The organism is Mesorhizobium sp. P2_C7, assembly GCF_056404515.1.
Genome location: NZ_JBFUDW010000001.1, coordinates 679,701 through 695,362 on the forward strand (window position 1 = coordinate 679,701; position 15,662 = coordinate 695,362).

At 64.1% G+C, this 15,662-nt stretch carries 12 protein-coding genes; 7 read left to right on the plus strand and 5 right to left on the minus strand.

Annotated features, from left to right (window positions below; all coding sequences use genetic code 11):
• Positions 1-7 precede the first annotated feature (7 nt).
• From AC1D2G_RS03245 to AC1D2G_RS03255, 3 genes are read left to right on the plus strand one after another with little or no spacing between them, the layout of a single operon-like run.
• Positions 8-847, plus strand: coding sequence for a carbohydrate ABC transporter permease (locus AC1D2G_RS03245; RefSeq protein WP_477411982.1), 840 nt, complete (start codon positions 8-10; stop codon positions 845-847).
• On the plus strand, positions 844-1,905 hold the full coding sequence (locus tag AC1D2G_RS03250; RefSeq protein ID WP_477224937.1) for a Gfo/Idh/MocA family protein: 1,062 nt from the start codon (positions 844-846) through the stop codon (positions 1,903-1,905). Before AC1D2G_RS03245 ends, AC1D2G_RS03250 begins: the two co-directional genes overlap by 4 nt.
• A gap of 15 nt (positions 1,906-1,920) precedes the next feature.
• Positions 1,921-2,919, plus strand: a complete 999-nt coding sequence (locus AC1D2G_RS03255; protein ID WP_457150532.1) for an ABC transporter ATP-binding protein — start codon at positions 1,921-1,923, stop codon at positions 2,917-2,919.
• 105 nt (positions 2,920-3,024) lie between these two features.
• Here AC1D2G_RS03255 and AC1D2G_RS03260 read toward each other — a convergent pair whose 3' ends face one another.
• The 5 genes from AC1D2G_RS03260 to AC1D2G_RS03280 form a co-directional block, all read right to left on the minus strand.
• Positions 3,025-3,870, minus strand: a complete 846-nt coding sequence (locus AC1D2G_RS03260) for a fumarylacetoacetate hydrolase family protein (RefSeq protein WP_477411984.1) — start codon at positions 3,868-3,870, stop codon at positions 3,025-3,027.
• A 25-nt stretch (positions 3,871-3,895) separates the two neighbouring features.
• Entirely contained in the window at positions 3,896-4,627 is a 732-nt protein-coding gene (locus AC1D2G_RS03265; RefSeq protein ID WP_477411986.1) for an SDR family oxidoreductase, read from the minus strand.
• 278 nt (positions 4,628-4,905) lie between these two features.
• On the minus strand, positions 4,906-7,278 hold the full coding sequence (locus AC1D2G_RS03270) for an aldehyde dehydrogenase family protein (RefSeq protein ID WP_477411988.1): 2,373 nt from the start codon (positions 7,276-7,278) through the stop codon (positions 4,906-4,908).
• 65 nt (positions 7,279-7,343) lie between these two features.
• Positions 7,344-8,399 (minus strand): deoxyribose-phosphate aldolase, encoded by a 1,056-nt coding sequence (deoC, locus tag AC1D2G_RS03275; protein ID WP_184872888.1) that lies wholly within the window; start codon positions 8,397-8,399, stop codon positions 7,344-7,346.
• Between the two features lie 244 nt (positions 8,400-8,643).
• The gene (locus AC1D2G_RS03280) at positions 8,644-9,471 is read right to left on the minus strand and encodes a ferredoxin--NADP reductase (RefSeq protein ID WP_095083643.1); all 828 of its coding nucleotides are present in this window, start codon (positions 9,469-9,471) and stop codon (positions 8,644-8,646) included.
• A gap of 220 nt (positions 9,472-9,691) precedes the next feature.
• Here AC1D2G_RS03280 and AC1D2G_RS03285 point away from each other — a divergent pair, with 220 nt between their 5' ends.
• The 4 genes from AC1D2G_RS03285 (at position 9,692) to AC1D2G_RS03300 (ending at position 15,612) form a co-directional block, all read left to right on the plus strand.
• Complete coding sequence (locus tag AC1D2G_RS03285) at positions 9,692-11,776, plus strand: hydantoinase/oxoprolinase family protein (protein ID WP_477411990.1); 2,085 nt, start codon at positions 9,692-9,694, stop codon at positions 11,774-11,776.
• A gap of 16 nt (positions 11,777-11,792) precedes the next feature.
• On the plus strand, positions 11,793-13,535 hold the full coding sequence (locus tag AC1D2G_RS03290) for a hydantoinase B/oxoprolinase family protein (protein WP_477412431.1): 1,743 nt from the start codon (positions 11,793-11,795) through the stop codon (positions 13,533-13,535).
• Between the two features lie 116 nt (positions 13,536-13,651).
• Entirely contained in the window at positions 13,652-14,428 is a 777-nt protein-coding gene (locus AC1D2G_RS03295) for an ABC transporter substrate-binding protein (RefSeq protein ID WP_457150539.1), read from the plus strand.
• A 68-nt stretch (positions 14,429-14,496) separates the two neighbouring features.
• The gene (locus tag AC1D2G_RS03300; protein WP_477393216.1) at positions 14,497-15,612 is read left to right on the plus strand and encodes an aminomethyl transferase family protein; all 1,116 of its coding nucleotides are present in this window, start codon (positions 14,497-14,499) and stop codon (positions 15,610-15,612) included.
• Positions 15,613-15,662: the final 50 nt, after the last annotated feature.

Here is a 15,662-nt window from a genome sequence, read left to right on the forward strand (position 1 = left end):
GCAAGAGATGAGCACCGCCACCCATTCCCTGCCCCGCACCATCGGCGCCCACGCGATCCTGCTGACCTATACGGCGATCGCGCTGTTTCCCGTGATCCTCGTCATCATGAATTCGTTCAAGTCCCGCGCCGGCATCTTCGGCGCGCCACTGACGCCGCCGACGCCAAAAACCTTCGACCTGATCGGCTACACCACCGTCATCGGCCAGGGCGATTTCATCCACTATTTCCAAAACAGCCTCGTCGTCACCGTCGCTTCGCTGTTCTTCGTGCTTCTGTTCGGCGCCATGGCCGCCTTCGCGCTGTCGGAATACCGGTTTCGCGGCAACTCGTTGATGGGGCTCTATTTGGCGCTCGGCATCATGATCCCGATCCGCCTCGGCACCGTCGCCATCCTGCAGCTGATGGTGGCGAGCGGGCTGGTCAACACGCTGACGGCGCTGATCCTGGTCTACACCGCGCAAGGCCTGCCGCTCGCCATCTTCATCCTGTCGGAATTCATGAAGCAGGTATCCGACGACCTGAAGAACGCCGGCCGCATCGACGGCTTGTCCGAATACACCATCTTCTTCCGGCTGGTGCTGCCGCTGGTCAGGCCATCGATGGCGACCGTCGCCGTCTTCACCATGATCCCGATCTGGAACGACCTGTGGTTCCCGCTGATCCTGGCGCCGTCGGAAGAGACCAAGACGGTGACGCTCGGCGCGCAATTGTTCCTCGGCCAGTTCGTCACCAACTGGAACGCCATCCTGGCCGCACTCTCGCTGGCGATCATGCCGGTGCTGATCCTCTACGTCATCTTCTCGCGGCAGCTGATCCGCGGCATCACCTCGGGAGCCGTCAAGTGAGTTCGCAGACACCCCTTCGCGTCGTCGTCGCCGGACTTGGCAATATGGGCCGCAGCCATGCGCTGGCCTATCACACCAATCCGGGCTTCGAGATCGCCGCTCTGGTCAACCGCTCCGACGTGCCGCTGCCGGAAGGGCTTTCCGGCTATGGCATCAGGCGCTCCTTCGACGAGGCGTTGCGCGACGAAAAGCCCGATGTCGCCTGCATCGCCACCTATTCCGACAGCCATGCCGACTATGCGGTGAAGGCGTTCGAGGCCGGCTGCCATGTCTTTGTCGAAAAGCCGTTGGCAACGACGGTGGCCGATGCCAAGCGCGTCGTTGCGGCGGCAAAGGCCAACGGCAGGAAGCTGGTGATCGGCTACATCCTGCGCCATCACCCGTCCTGGATCAGGCTGATCGCCGAGGCGCGCAAGCTCGGCGGCCCCTATGTCTTCCGCATGAACCTCAACCAGCAATCCTCCGGCCATACCTGGGACACGCACAAGCAGTTGATGCAGACGACGTCACCGATCGTCGACTGCGGCGTGCACTATCTCGACGTGATGCTGCAGATCACCGACGCCAGGCCGGTCGAGGTGCGCGGCATGGGGTTGCGGATGAGCGAGGAGATCGCGCCGTCGATGTACAATTACGGCCATCTGCAGGTGCTGTTCGATGACGGTTCGGTCGGCTGGTACGAAGCCGGCTGGGGTCCGATGATTTCGGAAACGGCCTTCTTCGTGAAGGACGTCATTTCGCCCAATGGCTGCGTGTCGATCGTCATGAAGGAGGGTGTGAAGTCCGATGACATCGACACCCACACCAAGACCTCGACCATCCGCCTGCACAGTGCCGCGACCGGCCCGGACGGCAAGTTCGCCAAGCCGGACGAAATGCTGTCGATGGCGGGCGAGCCCGGCCATCAGGATCTCTGCGATCTCGAACAGGCCTTCGTATTGAAGGCGATCCGCGAGGATATCGATCTCACCAGGCACATGGACGACGCGGTGAAATCGCTCGCCGTCTGCCTTGCCGCAGACGAGAGCGTGCGCAGCGGCGCAGCCGTCAAACTCTAGAACAGGGACGAAGCCGTGGGCTCGCTGAACATCGAGAACGTGAAGAAGGCCTTCGGGCCGGTCGAGGTGCTGAAGGGCATCAACCTCGAGGTGACGGACGGCGAATTCGTCGTCTTCGTCGGCCCGTCGGGCTGCGGCAAGTCGACCTTGCTCCGGGTCATTGCCGGACTGGAGGATTCGACCTCGGGCCGGGTCGTCATCGACGGCCAGGACGTGTCCGTCACGCCGCCGGCCAAGCGCGGCATCGCCATGGTGTTCCAGACCTATGCGCTCTACCCGCATCTGACGGTGAAGAACAATATGGGCCTCGGGCTGAAACAGGCGGGCACGCCGGCGGCCGAGATCGACCGCCGCATCGGCATTGCCTCCTCGATGCTGTCGCTGGAGCCCTATCTCGAAAGGCGGCCGGCCGAACTTTCCGGCGGCCAACGCCAGCGCGTCGCCATCGGCCGCGCCGTGGTGCGCGAGCCCAAGCTGTTCCTGTTCGACGAACCATTGTCTAATCTCGATGCGGCGCTGCGCGTCAACACGCGGCTGGAGATCGCGCAGCTGCACCGTCGGCTGAAGGCGACGATGATCTACGTCACCCACGACCAGGTCGAGGCGATGACGCTGGCCGACAAGATCGTGGTGCTGAACGCCGGCAGGATCGAGCAGATCGGCGGCCCGATGGAACTCTACAATTCGCCGGCGAATGAGTTCGTCGCCGGCTTCATCGGCTCGCCGAAGATGAACTTCGTCGACGGCGCCAGGCTTGGTGAAACCGCCAAGACCATCGGCGTGCGGCCGGAGCATCTGACCGTCGATCCGAAATCCGGCGCCTGGAAGGGCACGGTCGTCCACGCCGAGCATCTCGGAGCCGACACCAATCTTTATCTCGACTGCGAGAAGGCCGGCCTGATCACCGTGCGCATCTTCGGCGTCTACGACGCCGAACCGGGCGCCACGCTCTATGCGACGCCGGACCCGGCCAAGACCTATCGGTTTGGCGCGGATGGGAAGGTGCTGAAGTAATATCGCTGCAGAGGGCAGCGTTGGTTCCCTTCTCCCCGTTACTATACGGGGAGAAGGTGCCGGCAGGCGGATGAGGGGCGTCGCAAACTTATCGAACTTAAGTGCTCAAGCGTCAGCCTTGAACGTCTGCTTCTGCTGGCCCAGGCCCTCGATGCCGAGCTCGACAACATCACCGGCCTTCAGGAACACCGGCGGCTTCATGCCCAGCCCGACGCCGGGTGGCGTGCCGGTCGAGATGATGTCGCCGGGGTGTAGCGACATGAACTGGCTGAGGTAGGAAACAAGGTATGCCACGCCATAGACCATGGTCTTGGTCGAGCCGTTCTGCATCGTCTTGCCGTTGACGGTCAGCCACATCTTGATGTTCTGCGGGTCGGTGACCTCGTCCTTTGTCACCAGCCACGGGCCGATCGGACCGAAGGTGTCGCAGGACTTGCCCTTGGTCCACTGGCCCTGCCGCTCGGCCTGGAAGGCGCGTTCGGAGACATCGTGGGCGACGCAATAGCCGGCGACATAGTCGAGCGCGTCGGCTTCGCTGACATATTTTGCCGTCTTGCCGATGACCACGGCCAGTTCGACTTCCCAGTCGGTCTTCACCGAGCCGCGCGGGATCAGCACGTCGTCGTCCGGCCCGACGATGGCCGAGCTTGCCTTCATGAAGATGATAGGCTCCGGCGGCACGGTGGCGCCGGTCTCGGCGGCGTGGTCGGAATAGTTGAGGCCGATGCAGATGAACTTGCCGGTGCCGGCAACGCAGGCGCCGATGCGGGGCTTGCCGGAAACCGCCGGCAGCGACTTCGGATCGACCTTGGCCAGCGTCGCCAGCGATGCCGGATCGAGTGCCTTGCCGCCGATGTCGGCGACATGGCCGGTGAGATCACGGATCGTTCCATCCGCATCGAGCAGGCCGGGGCGTTCGCTCCCCGCCTCGCCATAGCGCAGCAGCTTCATGGTATGTCTCCTCAGTCGGTTTGGTTCAGATCGACCAGCCGCCGTCGATATTATAGGCCTGTCCGGACGTATAGGTAGCGCCGGCCAGATAGACGGCGAGATCGGCGATTTCCTCCGGCGTGCCGAGCCGGCCCATCGGCTGGCGGGCGATGAAGGCGGCGCGGGCGGCATCGTAGTCGCCCTGCGCATGCATACGGTCCTGCAGCGACGGGCTCTCGACCGTGCCGGGGCAAATGGCATTGCAGCGAATGCCCTTGGCGACATAGTCGGCGGCGATTGCCTTGGTCAGGCCGATGACCGCGGCCTTGGTGACTCCATAGGCGAAGCGGTTCGGCACGCCCTTGCCGGCGCCGGCAACCGACGACATGTTGATGATCGATCCGTCGCCGCGCTCGAGCATGCTGGGCAGCACCGCCTTGATGGTGCGTATCATGGCGCGGACGTTGAGGTTGAAGGCGAAATCGAGATCGGCGTCCTTCATCTCGAGGATCGAGCCGGAATGGACGAAACCGGCACAGTTGAACAGCACGTCGACCTTGCCGATCTCGGCAAAGGCGGCGTTGACGGCCTCGTCRTTGAGCACATCGAGCTTGCGGGTCTTGATGTCGGAGGTCTTGGCGAGTTCCGCCAGCAGCGCCTCGTTGATGTCGGTGGCGTAGACGACGGCACCCGCCTTGGCGAAGGCCAGCGCGCTCGCCTTGCCGATGCCTTGCGCCGCTGCCGTGATGACAACGACCTTGCCTGCCAGATCCGCCATGCTCTTCTCCTCGTCCGCTTGGGATCGTCCGGGTCTACCGGTGGTCGGCCACGGCGTCATGGGCCAGTCGGACGCCATCATGCGGCCTGCGCGCCGGTCAGCCCACAGATAAAGATGTTTTTTCTCGTTAAAGAACATGCATCCGGGCGTCAAGTCCGAACACGATCACCATCGCGGCAGCGGCGTCGAAACTGCCCAAAGCACACGACGCGCTTTGGTTCCCTGTCTTCATCCATGTCGTGTCCCAAAACCTGCTGACGCTTTTTGGGCGACATGCATCAGTCGCCGTAAGGCACCCAGACGTTCTTGACCTCGACGGCGCGGCGCAGGAAGGCATCGCCGGCCGCCTCGTCGGACGCCCAGTCGAGGCCGCGGCCATTGCCGCTCCAGACGCGCTTGAGGTTGCCGATCGACTCGGCTTCCGCCTTGGCGCAGGTGTCGGCATCAGCAAACACCCAGAGCCCGTCGACATCGTCATGCTTGGCCAGCACAGCGGCGAGTTCGGCCGTGCGGCCGGTGACGATGTTTATGGCGCCGGCCGGAACGTCGGAATATTCGATGACCTGATAGAGGTCGGTGGCGACCAGCGGGTATCGCTCGGACGGCACCGCGACCACGGTGTTGCCCATGGCGAGCGCCGGTGCGACGAGCGAGATCAGGCCAAGCAGCGGTGACGCGTCGGGGGCGACGACGCCGACAACGCCGACCGGTTCGTGCAGCGCCAGCGTCACGGCGCGTGCCGGCGGCTGGTGAACGCGGCCCTCGAATTTGTCGGCAAGGCCCGCATAGAGGAACAGCCGTTCGATCGACTGGTCCACCTCGTCGCGCGCTGCCTTGGGCGTAGCGCCGGTCAGCTCGGTGAGGCGGGCGGCGAACTCGCCGGCGCGGCCGGAAAGATTTTCGGCCAGATAGTAAAGCACCTGCGAGCGGTTGTACGCCGTCGCCTCCGGCCAGGCTTTGCAGGCCCGGGCGGCCGAAACGGCATCGCGGATATCTTTGCGGCTGCCGAGACCGACCTCGCCGGCGAGCTTGCCCTTGGCGCTGGCGACAGCCAGCGAATAGTTGCCGTCCGGCCGCACCTGCTTGCCGCCGATGAACAGCTTTGCCGTGCGGTCGATCGTATCGCCGTCGGATTGCTCGGCAGGTTGCGCAGAGACTGCCGCCGGCTTGATCACCGGGCCAAGTGGCAATTTGGCCGTCAGATATTCGAACATGCCTTCGCGCCCGCCTTCGCGGCCGAAACCGCTCTCGCGGTAGCCGCCGAAACCGCAGGCGGCGTCGAACATGTTGGTGCCGTTGACCCAGACAACGCCAGCCTTCAATTGCGGCGCGACATGCAAGGCGAGGTTGACGTTCTCGCTCCACACCGAGGCGGCCAGCCCATAGCGCGTGTTGTTGGCAAGCTCGATCGCTTCCTCGGTGTTGCGGAAGGTCATGGTCGCCAGCACCGGCCCGAACACTTCCTCTTGCGCTAGAATGTTAGCCGGCGAAATGCCGGTGGCGAGCGTCGGCAGGTGGTAGTAACCCGACGTTGGCAGCGCGGCGTCCGGCTGCCAGCACACGGCGCCCTGTCTGGCGCCCTCGGCAACCAGGCCCTTGACCCGGTCGAGCTGTGTGGCATCGACCAGCGGGCCGATATCGGTGTTCTTGTCGAGCGGGCTGCCGACCCGCAACCGGCTCATGCGTGTCTTGACCTTGGCGATGAGGGCATCGGCGATGCCTTCCTGCACCAGCAGCCGGGAACCGGCGCAGCAGACCTGGCCCTGGTTGAACCAGATGCCATCGACCAGGCCTTCGACGGCGCTGTCGAGATCGGCATCTTCGAAGACGATGAAGGCCGACTTGCCGCCAAGCTCCAGCGACAGTTTCTTCCCTGACCCCGCCGTGGCTTTCCGGATGATCTTGCCGACTTCCGACGAACCAGTGAAGGCGATCTTCTGGATGCCGGGGTGGTTGACGATGGCCGCACCGGCCTCCGGGCCGCCTTGGACGATGTTGACGACGCCCTTCGGCACGCCGGCACGTTCGCAGATTTCGGCGAACAGGATGGCGGTCAGCGGCGTGAATTCGGCCGGTTTCAGCACCACGGTGCAGCCGGCGGCGAGTGCCGGCGCGATCTTCCAGGCCAGCATCAGCAGCGGAAAATTCCACGGGATGATCTGGCCGACGACGCCGACACCCTTGTGGCCGGGGAAATCCCTGTCCAGCGCCTGCGCCCAGCCGGCATGGTGGATGAAATGGCGGATGGCCAGCGGCACGTCGATATCACGGCTTTCGCGGATCGGCTTGCCGTTGTCGATCGATTCCAGCACCGCGAACAGGCGCTGGTGGCGCTGCATGGCGCGGCCGATGGCATAGAGCACTTTCGCCCTGATATAGCCTGAAGACGCCGACCATTTCGGCAGCGCCTTGGCCGCGGCCGAAGCCGCCGCGTCGATTTCGGCGGCATTGGCGTCCGACACTTTGGCCAGCAGCTTGCCGGAGGAGGGCTCACTGGTCTCGAATGTCTTACCGCCAGAAGCGGCTTTCCAGTCGCCGCCGATGAACAGCGCCTTGCCGAAGTCGCGCGCCGCAAGCCAGGCGTCGGCCTCGTTGCGGGCTTCCGGCGCCGGGCCGTACTCCATGGCGTGATAGCGGTCGAGAATGTTCATGGGGTTCCTCCTTCACCTCCCCTCGTGGGGAGGGTCGATCGGCAAAGCCGATCGGGGTGGGGCGTTCAAGCCATCGCGTGGCGATGATTGGCCGAATAGTGCCCGGTCAGATGGTGTTCGAGCTGGCGCTCGATGTCGGTCAAAAGGCTCGAGGCGCCGAAGCGGAACAGCTCGGGCTCCAGCCATGGCCGGCCGAGTTCTTCCTTCATCAGCACTAGCCAGTCGAGCGAGGCTTTTGCCGTGGAGATGCCGCCAGCCGGCTTGAAGCCGATGAGATAGCCGGTCTCCTCGAAATAGGCGCGGATGGCGCGAACCATGGCGAGGCCAACCGGCAGCGTGGCGTTCACGCTTTCCTTGCCGGTCGAGGTCTTGATGAAGTCGGCGCCGGCCATCATAGCGACCATCGAGGCGAGCATGACATTGCGTAGCGTGGCGAGGTCACCGGTGCCGAGGATGACCTTCAGATGCGCGTCCCCACAGGCCGCGCGCATCGAGACGATCTCGTTGTAAAGCTCCCGCCACTTGGCGCCGAACACCAGCCCGCGTGGAATGACGACGTCGATCTCGTCGGCGCCGTCCTTCACCGAGGCTTCGATCTCCTGCAGGCGGGTGGAAAGTGGGGCAAGGCCGTGCGGGAACGCGGTGGAAACGGCGGCGACGTGGATGCCGGTGCCGCGCACGGCATCGACCGCCGTGGCGACGAAGGGATGGTAGACGCAAACGGCGGCCGGGCGAATGACCTCGCCCGCAATACCGAGACCCTCGACGATATCGCGGCGGAACGGATTGATCGCCTTGGCGCACAGCCGGCGCACGCGCTCTTCGGTGTCGTTGGAATTCAGCGTCGTCAGGTCCATGCAGGCGACGGCGCGCAGCAGCCAGGCCGCCTGATTGTCGGCCTTGATAGAGCGCCGCTTGGTCAGGCTCGCGACGCGGCGTTCGAGCGCCGAGCGGTTGACGCTGCGCACCGACTCCATGAAGCCGAGGTCGAGCTTCATGCCGGGGTTGCGCGCGATGCGATGGTCCAGCGGAACGGGGGTATTGGCGGCGGCGCGCGCCGGCAGTGGCGTCACCTTCGACGCGCCGGCACCAAGCTCGGCTTCGCGGATTGTGCTGCTCATCTCCTGCCCTTTCATTCAGCGACTTGCGCCGAAGATAGCCCGTGAATTGACGCTTCACGAGTCCCTTAATGCATGCCGCCCAAAAGTGCGCAGCGGTTTTGGGACAACGGCATGCATCGACAAAAAACAAAAAGCGCGTCGCGTAAGGCGACGCGCTTTTGCGCTCATAGCTTAAAAAGGCCGCGAAAGCAGCTAGTTTTTTGACCGAAAGGTCAAAACTTGATTTCTGAGTGTGTTGGTCAGCTCAGCCGACGAAGGCGCGTTCGACGACAAAACTCGCCGGATGATGCAGCGAGCCCTCCTCGAAGCCGAGGCTTTCGGCCAGCTCCTTGACGTCCTTCAGCATGTGCATCGAACCGCAGATCATGATGCGGTCGGTTTCCGGATTGAGCTTGTCGATGCCGAGATCGGTATAGAACTTGCCGGATCCGATCAGCGCGGTGATGCGGCCCATGCGCGCCGAGTCTTCGCGGGTCGTCGAATTGTAGAGGGTGACACGGCCACCGGTCAGCTCGCCGATCAGCGGATCGCTTTCGAGCCCGGCGACCAGCTCCTGGCCATAGATGAGCTCGGCAGTGTCGCGGCAGGTGTGAGTCAGGACGACCTGCTCGAACTTCTCATAGGTGTCGGGGTCGCGCAGCAGGCTGGCGAAGGGCGCGATGCCGGTGCCTGTCGAGATCATGAACAGGCGTTTTGCGGGCGTCAGCGCGTCAACGACCAGCGTGCCGGTCGACTTCTGGCGCATGATGACGGTGTCGCCGACCTGGATCTTCTGCAGTTCCGAGGTCAGCGGGCCGTCCGGCACCTTGATCGAGAAGAATTCCAGCTCGTCGTCCCAGGCCGGGCTCGCCACCGAATAGGCGCGGAACACCGGCTTCTCGGCATTGGGCAGGCCGATCATGACGAACTCGCCGGAACGGAAGCGCAGCGACTGCGGCCGGGTGATGCGGAACGAGAACAGCCGGTCCGTATAGTGCTTTACCGAGACGACGGTCTCGGCATAGACATTGGCCGGAATCGGAAACTGCAGCGGGCGGGCGCCTGCGGTATTGAATGCGGTTGTGGTGTTCATCAAATCCAACCTTCTGGCCCAACTGCGAACGCGGGCACCAAACCTTCACCTGCGCGCCCGAACCGTTCAGGTTCCGGCGTGCTGCCTGCACACTCCAAAGCAGTAAGCTCTTGTGTCCGGAATTTATTAGTATACAAACGATATTTGCGTCAAGATACCGCCGCGAAACACCTTTCCAAACTGTGACATATCCGTAGTCCGCGCATTTCGGGTTTCGACAATGAAAGAGAATTTTTCGGTGCAGCAGCCGGATTCCCTGGGCAGCGTCGTCGCCGGTATCGATGTCGGCGGGACCTTTACCGACCTGCTTCTGATCGACGGCCGAGACGGTGGCCGGGTGCATATCGCCAAGACCCCGACCACAGTCGATAACCAGGCTTTCGGCGTCGTTTCGGCGCTCGGCGCCACCGGATTTCCGATCGACGGCATCGACCTCATCGTGCATGGTACGACCACCACCACCAATGCGGTGCTCGAACGCCGGCTGGCGAAAACCGGCATGATCACCACGCGCGGCTTTCGCGACGTGATCGAGCTTGGCCGGCGCACGCGGCCGCAGGCCTATGGCATGACCGGCAGTTTCGTGCCGATCATCCCGCGCAATCTGAGGCTCGAAGTCTCGGAGCGCGTCGAGGCGTCGGGCACGGTGCGCACGCCGCTCGATGAAGCCGAAATGCGCAACGCCGTGAGGGCGCTGATCGACGCCGGTTGCGAATCCCTCGTCATCCACTTCCTGCATTCCTACGCCAACCCGGCGCATGAGCTCCGCGCCGCCGAGATTGCCGCCGAGCTCTGGCCGAACGGCTACATCACGTCGGGCCACGCGCTGCTGTCGGAAGCGCGCGAATTCGAGCGCGGCGTCACCGCTTCGGTCAACGCCTCGGTGCAGCCGATCCTCGAGCGCTATGTCGAGCGGCTGCGCAAGGAGTTGGGCGCGAAAGGCTATGCCCGCGACTTCCTGATCATGAACGGCAATGGCGGCATGATCTCGGCCCGCTTCGTCACACGTGAATCGGCCAAGACCGTCATGTCCGGTCCGGCCTCGGGCGTCATCGCCGCCGCCTATACGGGAAAACGCGCCGGCTACGAAAACCTCGTCACCTACGACATGGGCGGCACCTCGACCGACGTGGCTCTGATCCGCAACGCCGAGCCGGCTGTCTCGAACGAGATCGAGATCGAATATGCCATGCCGATCCACGTGCCGATGGTGGCGGTGCACACGGTCGGCGCCGGCGGCGGCTCGATCGCCCGCGTCGACGCCGCCGGCCTGATCCAGATCGGTCCGGAAAGCGCCGGCGCCAATCCCGGCCCGATCTGCTACGGACGCGGCGGCCTCGAGCCGACCATCACCGACGCCAATCTGGTGCTCGGCCGGCTGGCCCCGAAGAAGCTGCTGGCCGTCGAAAACCCGGTCACAGTCGAGCGCGTCACCGGTATCTTCGAAGACAGGATCGGCAAGGCGACTGGCCTTTCCGGCGTCGAGGTGGCGGGCGCGGTACTGCGGCTCGGAAATATGAAGATGGCCGGCGCCATCCGCATGGTTTCTGTGTCACGCGGCCATGATCCGCGCGATTTCGCACTGTTCGCCTTCGGCGGCGCCGGGCCGCTGCACGCAACCGCCCTGGCGCGCGAACTCGGCCTGCCCAAGGTGCTGGTGCCGGCGCGGCCAGGTATCACCAACGCGCTCGGCTGCGTCGTCGCCGATCTGCGCCACGACTTCGTCAACACCGTCAACCAGCCGGTGGCGGTGCTCGACGAGACCCAGCTTCACGCTGTATTGGAACGGCACCGAAACGAAGGCGAGGAGCTCATCGGCAAGGAAGCGGTGAAGCCTGAGACGATCCGCGTCACTCACTCCGCCGACATGCAGTTCGTCGGCCAGACCCACATCATCAACGTGCCATTGCCATCCTCCTCGGTGACCCGGCACGAGCTGCAAACACTGTTCGAAAAGGCCTATTTCGCCCGCTTCAAGGTCGAGCTGCCGGAAATCCGCGCCAACCTCGTCAACCTCAACACTTCGGTGACGGGTGTGCGGCCGGCGATCGACCTGTCGCGCTTGATCGACCCGGCTGGGCGCGGAAAAACGCTCGACGAGGCACGGCGCGAGATCCGGCCGGTCTGGTATGGCGGGCGCTGGCACGACACCCCGGTCTACGCACGCGAAAAGCTGCCGCTTGACGCGGTCATCGAAGGCCCGGCGATCCTCGAACAGATGGATGCGACCACCGTGCTCGAACCCGGCGACCGCGCGCGTTCGGACGCCGACGGCAACATCATCATCGATATTGGCGAGGCCTGAGATGCCTGACATTGATATGGCAAAGCTCGACGCCATTACCCTTTCGGTCCTCCAGGCGGCCTTGCAGCAGGTCTGCGACGAGATGGACCTGACCTTCTCCCGCGCGGCATTCTCGCCGGTCATCGCCGAGGCCAACGACCGCTCCGATGGCATCTATTCGGCTGTCGATGGCTCGCTGATCGCGCAGGGGTCGCAGGGCCTGCCGGTGTTCGTCGGCGTCATGCAATACTCGACCAAAACGGTGATCGAGATGATCGCCGATGGCCGCTGCCTGCCGCCGGAGCCCGGCGACATCTACATCGTCAACGATCCCTATCTCGGCGGCACCCATCTGATGGATGTGCGCTTCGCCATGCCGGTCTACCGGGACGGCAAGATTTTCTGCTGGCTGTCCAACACCGGCCACTGGCCTGACATTGGCGGCTCGGTGCCGGGCGGTTTCTCGGCTTCCGCGACCGCGGTCGAACAGGAAGGCCTGCGGCTGCCACCGGTCAAGCTGTTCAAGAAGGGCGTACTCGACCCCGAAATCTACGCCATCATCTGCTCCAACATCCGCGTCGCCGACCAGCGGATCGGCGATATCCGCGCCCAGGCCGCCGCGTTGCTGATCGGCCAGGATCGGCTCAATGGAATCCTGGATCGTTACGGAGACGAAACCGTTGTCGTGGCGATCGCCGAACTGCGCCGGCGGGCCGCCGAACAGATGCGCGCCAACATATCCGCCATCCCCAATGGCACCTACCATTCCAAGGCCTTTGTCGATTCCGACGGGGTGGTCAACGAGCCACTGACCATCGCGCTGGCTGTCGAGAAACGGGGCGACACGCTGACCTTCGATTTCGCCGGCTCGTCAAAGCCCTGCGCCGGGCCGATGAACAGCGTGCTGGCGACGACCTTGTCCTCGGTCTACCTCGCCATGCGCCACATTTTCCCGGATGTGCCGATCAGCGCCGGCGCTTTCGAGCCGCTTGAGGTCAAGCGTCCGGAGGGCACGTTCCTCGACGCCAAATATCCGCGCCCCGTCTCGGGCTGCGCAGCCGAGGTCTCGCAACGCATCGCCGAGGCGGTGTTCGCGGCGATGGTCCAGGCGCTGCCGGACAAGGTGACGGCGGCACCCGCCGGATCCAGCGGCAATTTCGCGCTCGGCGGCAACGATCCGGCGCGCGGCCGCGACTACGTCATGTACCAGATCTCCGGCGGCGGCTATGGAGGCAATTCAGGCCATGACGGCCTGACCAATGGCTGCTCGACCATCGGCATCTCCAAGTCGCCGCCGGTCGAGATCATGGAACAGGCCTTTCCGGTGCTCTACCGCCACTACGCCTTGCGCGAAGGCTCGGGCGGCGCCGGCAAGCAGCGTGGTGGTTTTGGCCTCGCCTATGAGGTCGAGATCCTGCGCGGCGACGCCCGCGCTTCCTTCGTCATGGATCATGGCCGTTTCGGCCCGCAGGGCGCCCTCGGCGGCAAGGACGGCGCGGTCAACACGGTGACCGTCTTCCGCAATGGCGAGGAGCATGTGCCGCCACATCTGTCCAAGGAGCAGGATATCGCGCTTAAGGCGGGCGACCGTGTGCGCGTCGGCACGCCGGGCGGCGGCGGCTATGGTGATCCGATGGAGCGCGATGCCGATCTGGTGCTGCGCGATGTGGCGTTGGGATACTACACGTCAGCGGAAGCCAGCGAAAAATTCGGCGTTGTCCTGTCGGCGGGCGAGTTCGCCATTGACCGGAAGGCGACGGACGAGCAGCGCGCCGGCTAACACTGAAGGCGGCTTGGATCGCTCGCCGCGCCGTGATCGCCGCAGCACATGTCGTTTCCGTCTCCGCCGGAGTCACGAAAGCCCGTAGACTTCTCCGGTCAACGGAGATCTCGGACATGCGTCTTTTCGGTCGTTTCGTGCTTGCCGCCTCGGTCGCCCTGGTTCTCGCCACGGGTGCCGCATCCGCCCAGGACAAGAAGCTCAGGATCGGCACCGAGGGCGCCTATCCGCCCTTCAACTACGCCAATGCCGACGGCACGCTGGGCGGCTTCGACATCGACCTCGGCAAGGCGCTGTGCGCTGAGATGAAGGCCGAGTGCGAGTTCACCGTGCAGGATTTCGACGGTTCTATCCCAGCGCTGCAGGCCGGCAAGTTCGATGCGATCATCAACATCACCATCACACCGGAGCGGGCCGAGAAGGTCGAGTTCACCCACAAATACTACCAGACGCCGCCGGCCATCGCGGTGCCGAAGGATTCGACCATATCAGGCACATCGCCGGAGGACCTAAAAGGCAAGGCGCTCGGCGTGCAGACCGCGACCATCCACCAGAAATTCGCCGAGCAGAAATACTCAGGCTCGACCGTCAAGGCCTATCCGACCGGCGATGACGCCCGCACCGACATGGCCAACGGACGCCTCGACGCGATGATGGACGGCTCGATCATTCTGACCGAGTGGCTGAAGAAACCAGACGGCGCCTGCTGCAAGCTGCTTGGCACCTTGACGGCCGACCCGGCCATTCACGGCCCCGGCGTCGGCATCGCGCTGCAGAAAGGCGACAAGGAGCTGGCCGACAAGTTCAATGCGGCAATAGACGCACTGCGTGCCAACGGAAAATACAAGGAAATCAACGATAAATACTTTTCCTTCGACGTTTACGGCAGCTGATCCCGGCAGAAATTCCCTTCGGCAGCGCTGTCCGGCGCTGCCGATTTCTATGAATAATGGAGACTTTCTTGGCTGAACGGCGCTCCCCCTTCTACAGCAGCATCGTCGGACTAGGCGCGACCATGGGTCGGGTCGGTGGCGATTTCATCTCGGCCAAGACTTATTCCGGCATTGCCGACGAGCACCTGAACACGCGCAGGAATGTCGGCGTGCAGGATCTCAGCACCATGGGCAAGATGGACATCAAGGGGCCAGACGCCGAGGCGCTGGTCAATCATGTCATCGTCAACGATGCGGCGGCGATGAAGCCCGGCCAGGTCCGTTATTCCACCGTCTGCCGCGAGGATGGCGGCATCATGGACGACCTCACCGTGTTCCGTCTGGCGCCCGAACATTTCATGCTGGTGACCGGCTCGGTCAATCGTCTCAAGATGCTGCCGTGGCTTTTGCATCATGCGCAGGGGCGCAAGGCCTATGTCACCGACATCACCGCGGCCATCGCCTTCCCGACCATCCAGGGGCCGCGCTCGCGCGAACTGCTGAAGGCGTTGATCGCGGACGCCGATCTGGACGGGCTCAAGCGCTGGTCGTTCACCTCGGGACGCATCGATGAGACGAAGGTGCTGATCTCGCGCACGGGCGTGACCGGCGAGCTAGGCTTCGAACTGTTCGTGCCGGCCGACGAGGCGGCTTCGGTCTGGAACGCGCTGATGACCGCCGGCCGTGACTTTGGCCTGAAACCCTATGGCGTGCTGGCGATGTTCACGCTCGGACTGGAAAAAGCCTATCCGGCGCATGGCATCGACATGGACGAGACCCGCACGCCGTTCCATGTCGGCCTCGACCGCTGGATCAAGTTCGACAAGGGCGATTTCGTCGGCCGCGAAGCCTTGCTCAAGGTCCGCGACAAGGGCCTGGACGAGCAGTGGGTCGGGCTGATCCTCGACGGTGACAGGCCGGCCGCGACCGACGCCAGGGTTCTGGCCGGTGGCGAGGGCGCCGGCATCGTCACCTACAGCGACCACGGCTATTCCCTCGGCAAGGTGCTGGCGACCGCGCATCTGCGGCTGCCGTTCACGGCTGTCGGCACGGAACTCAGCATCGACATCGACGGCAAGCCGACCCGCGCGGTCGTGGCGCCGATACCGTTCTTCGACCCCGAGGGGGTCAGGCTGAGGGGCTAGCGCGGCTTGTTCCGGAAATCGCTCTTGGGCTTTCCTTTTGGGTTAAGGGT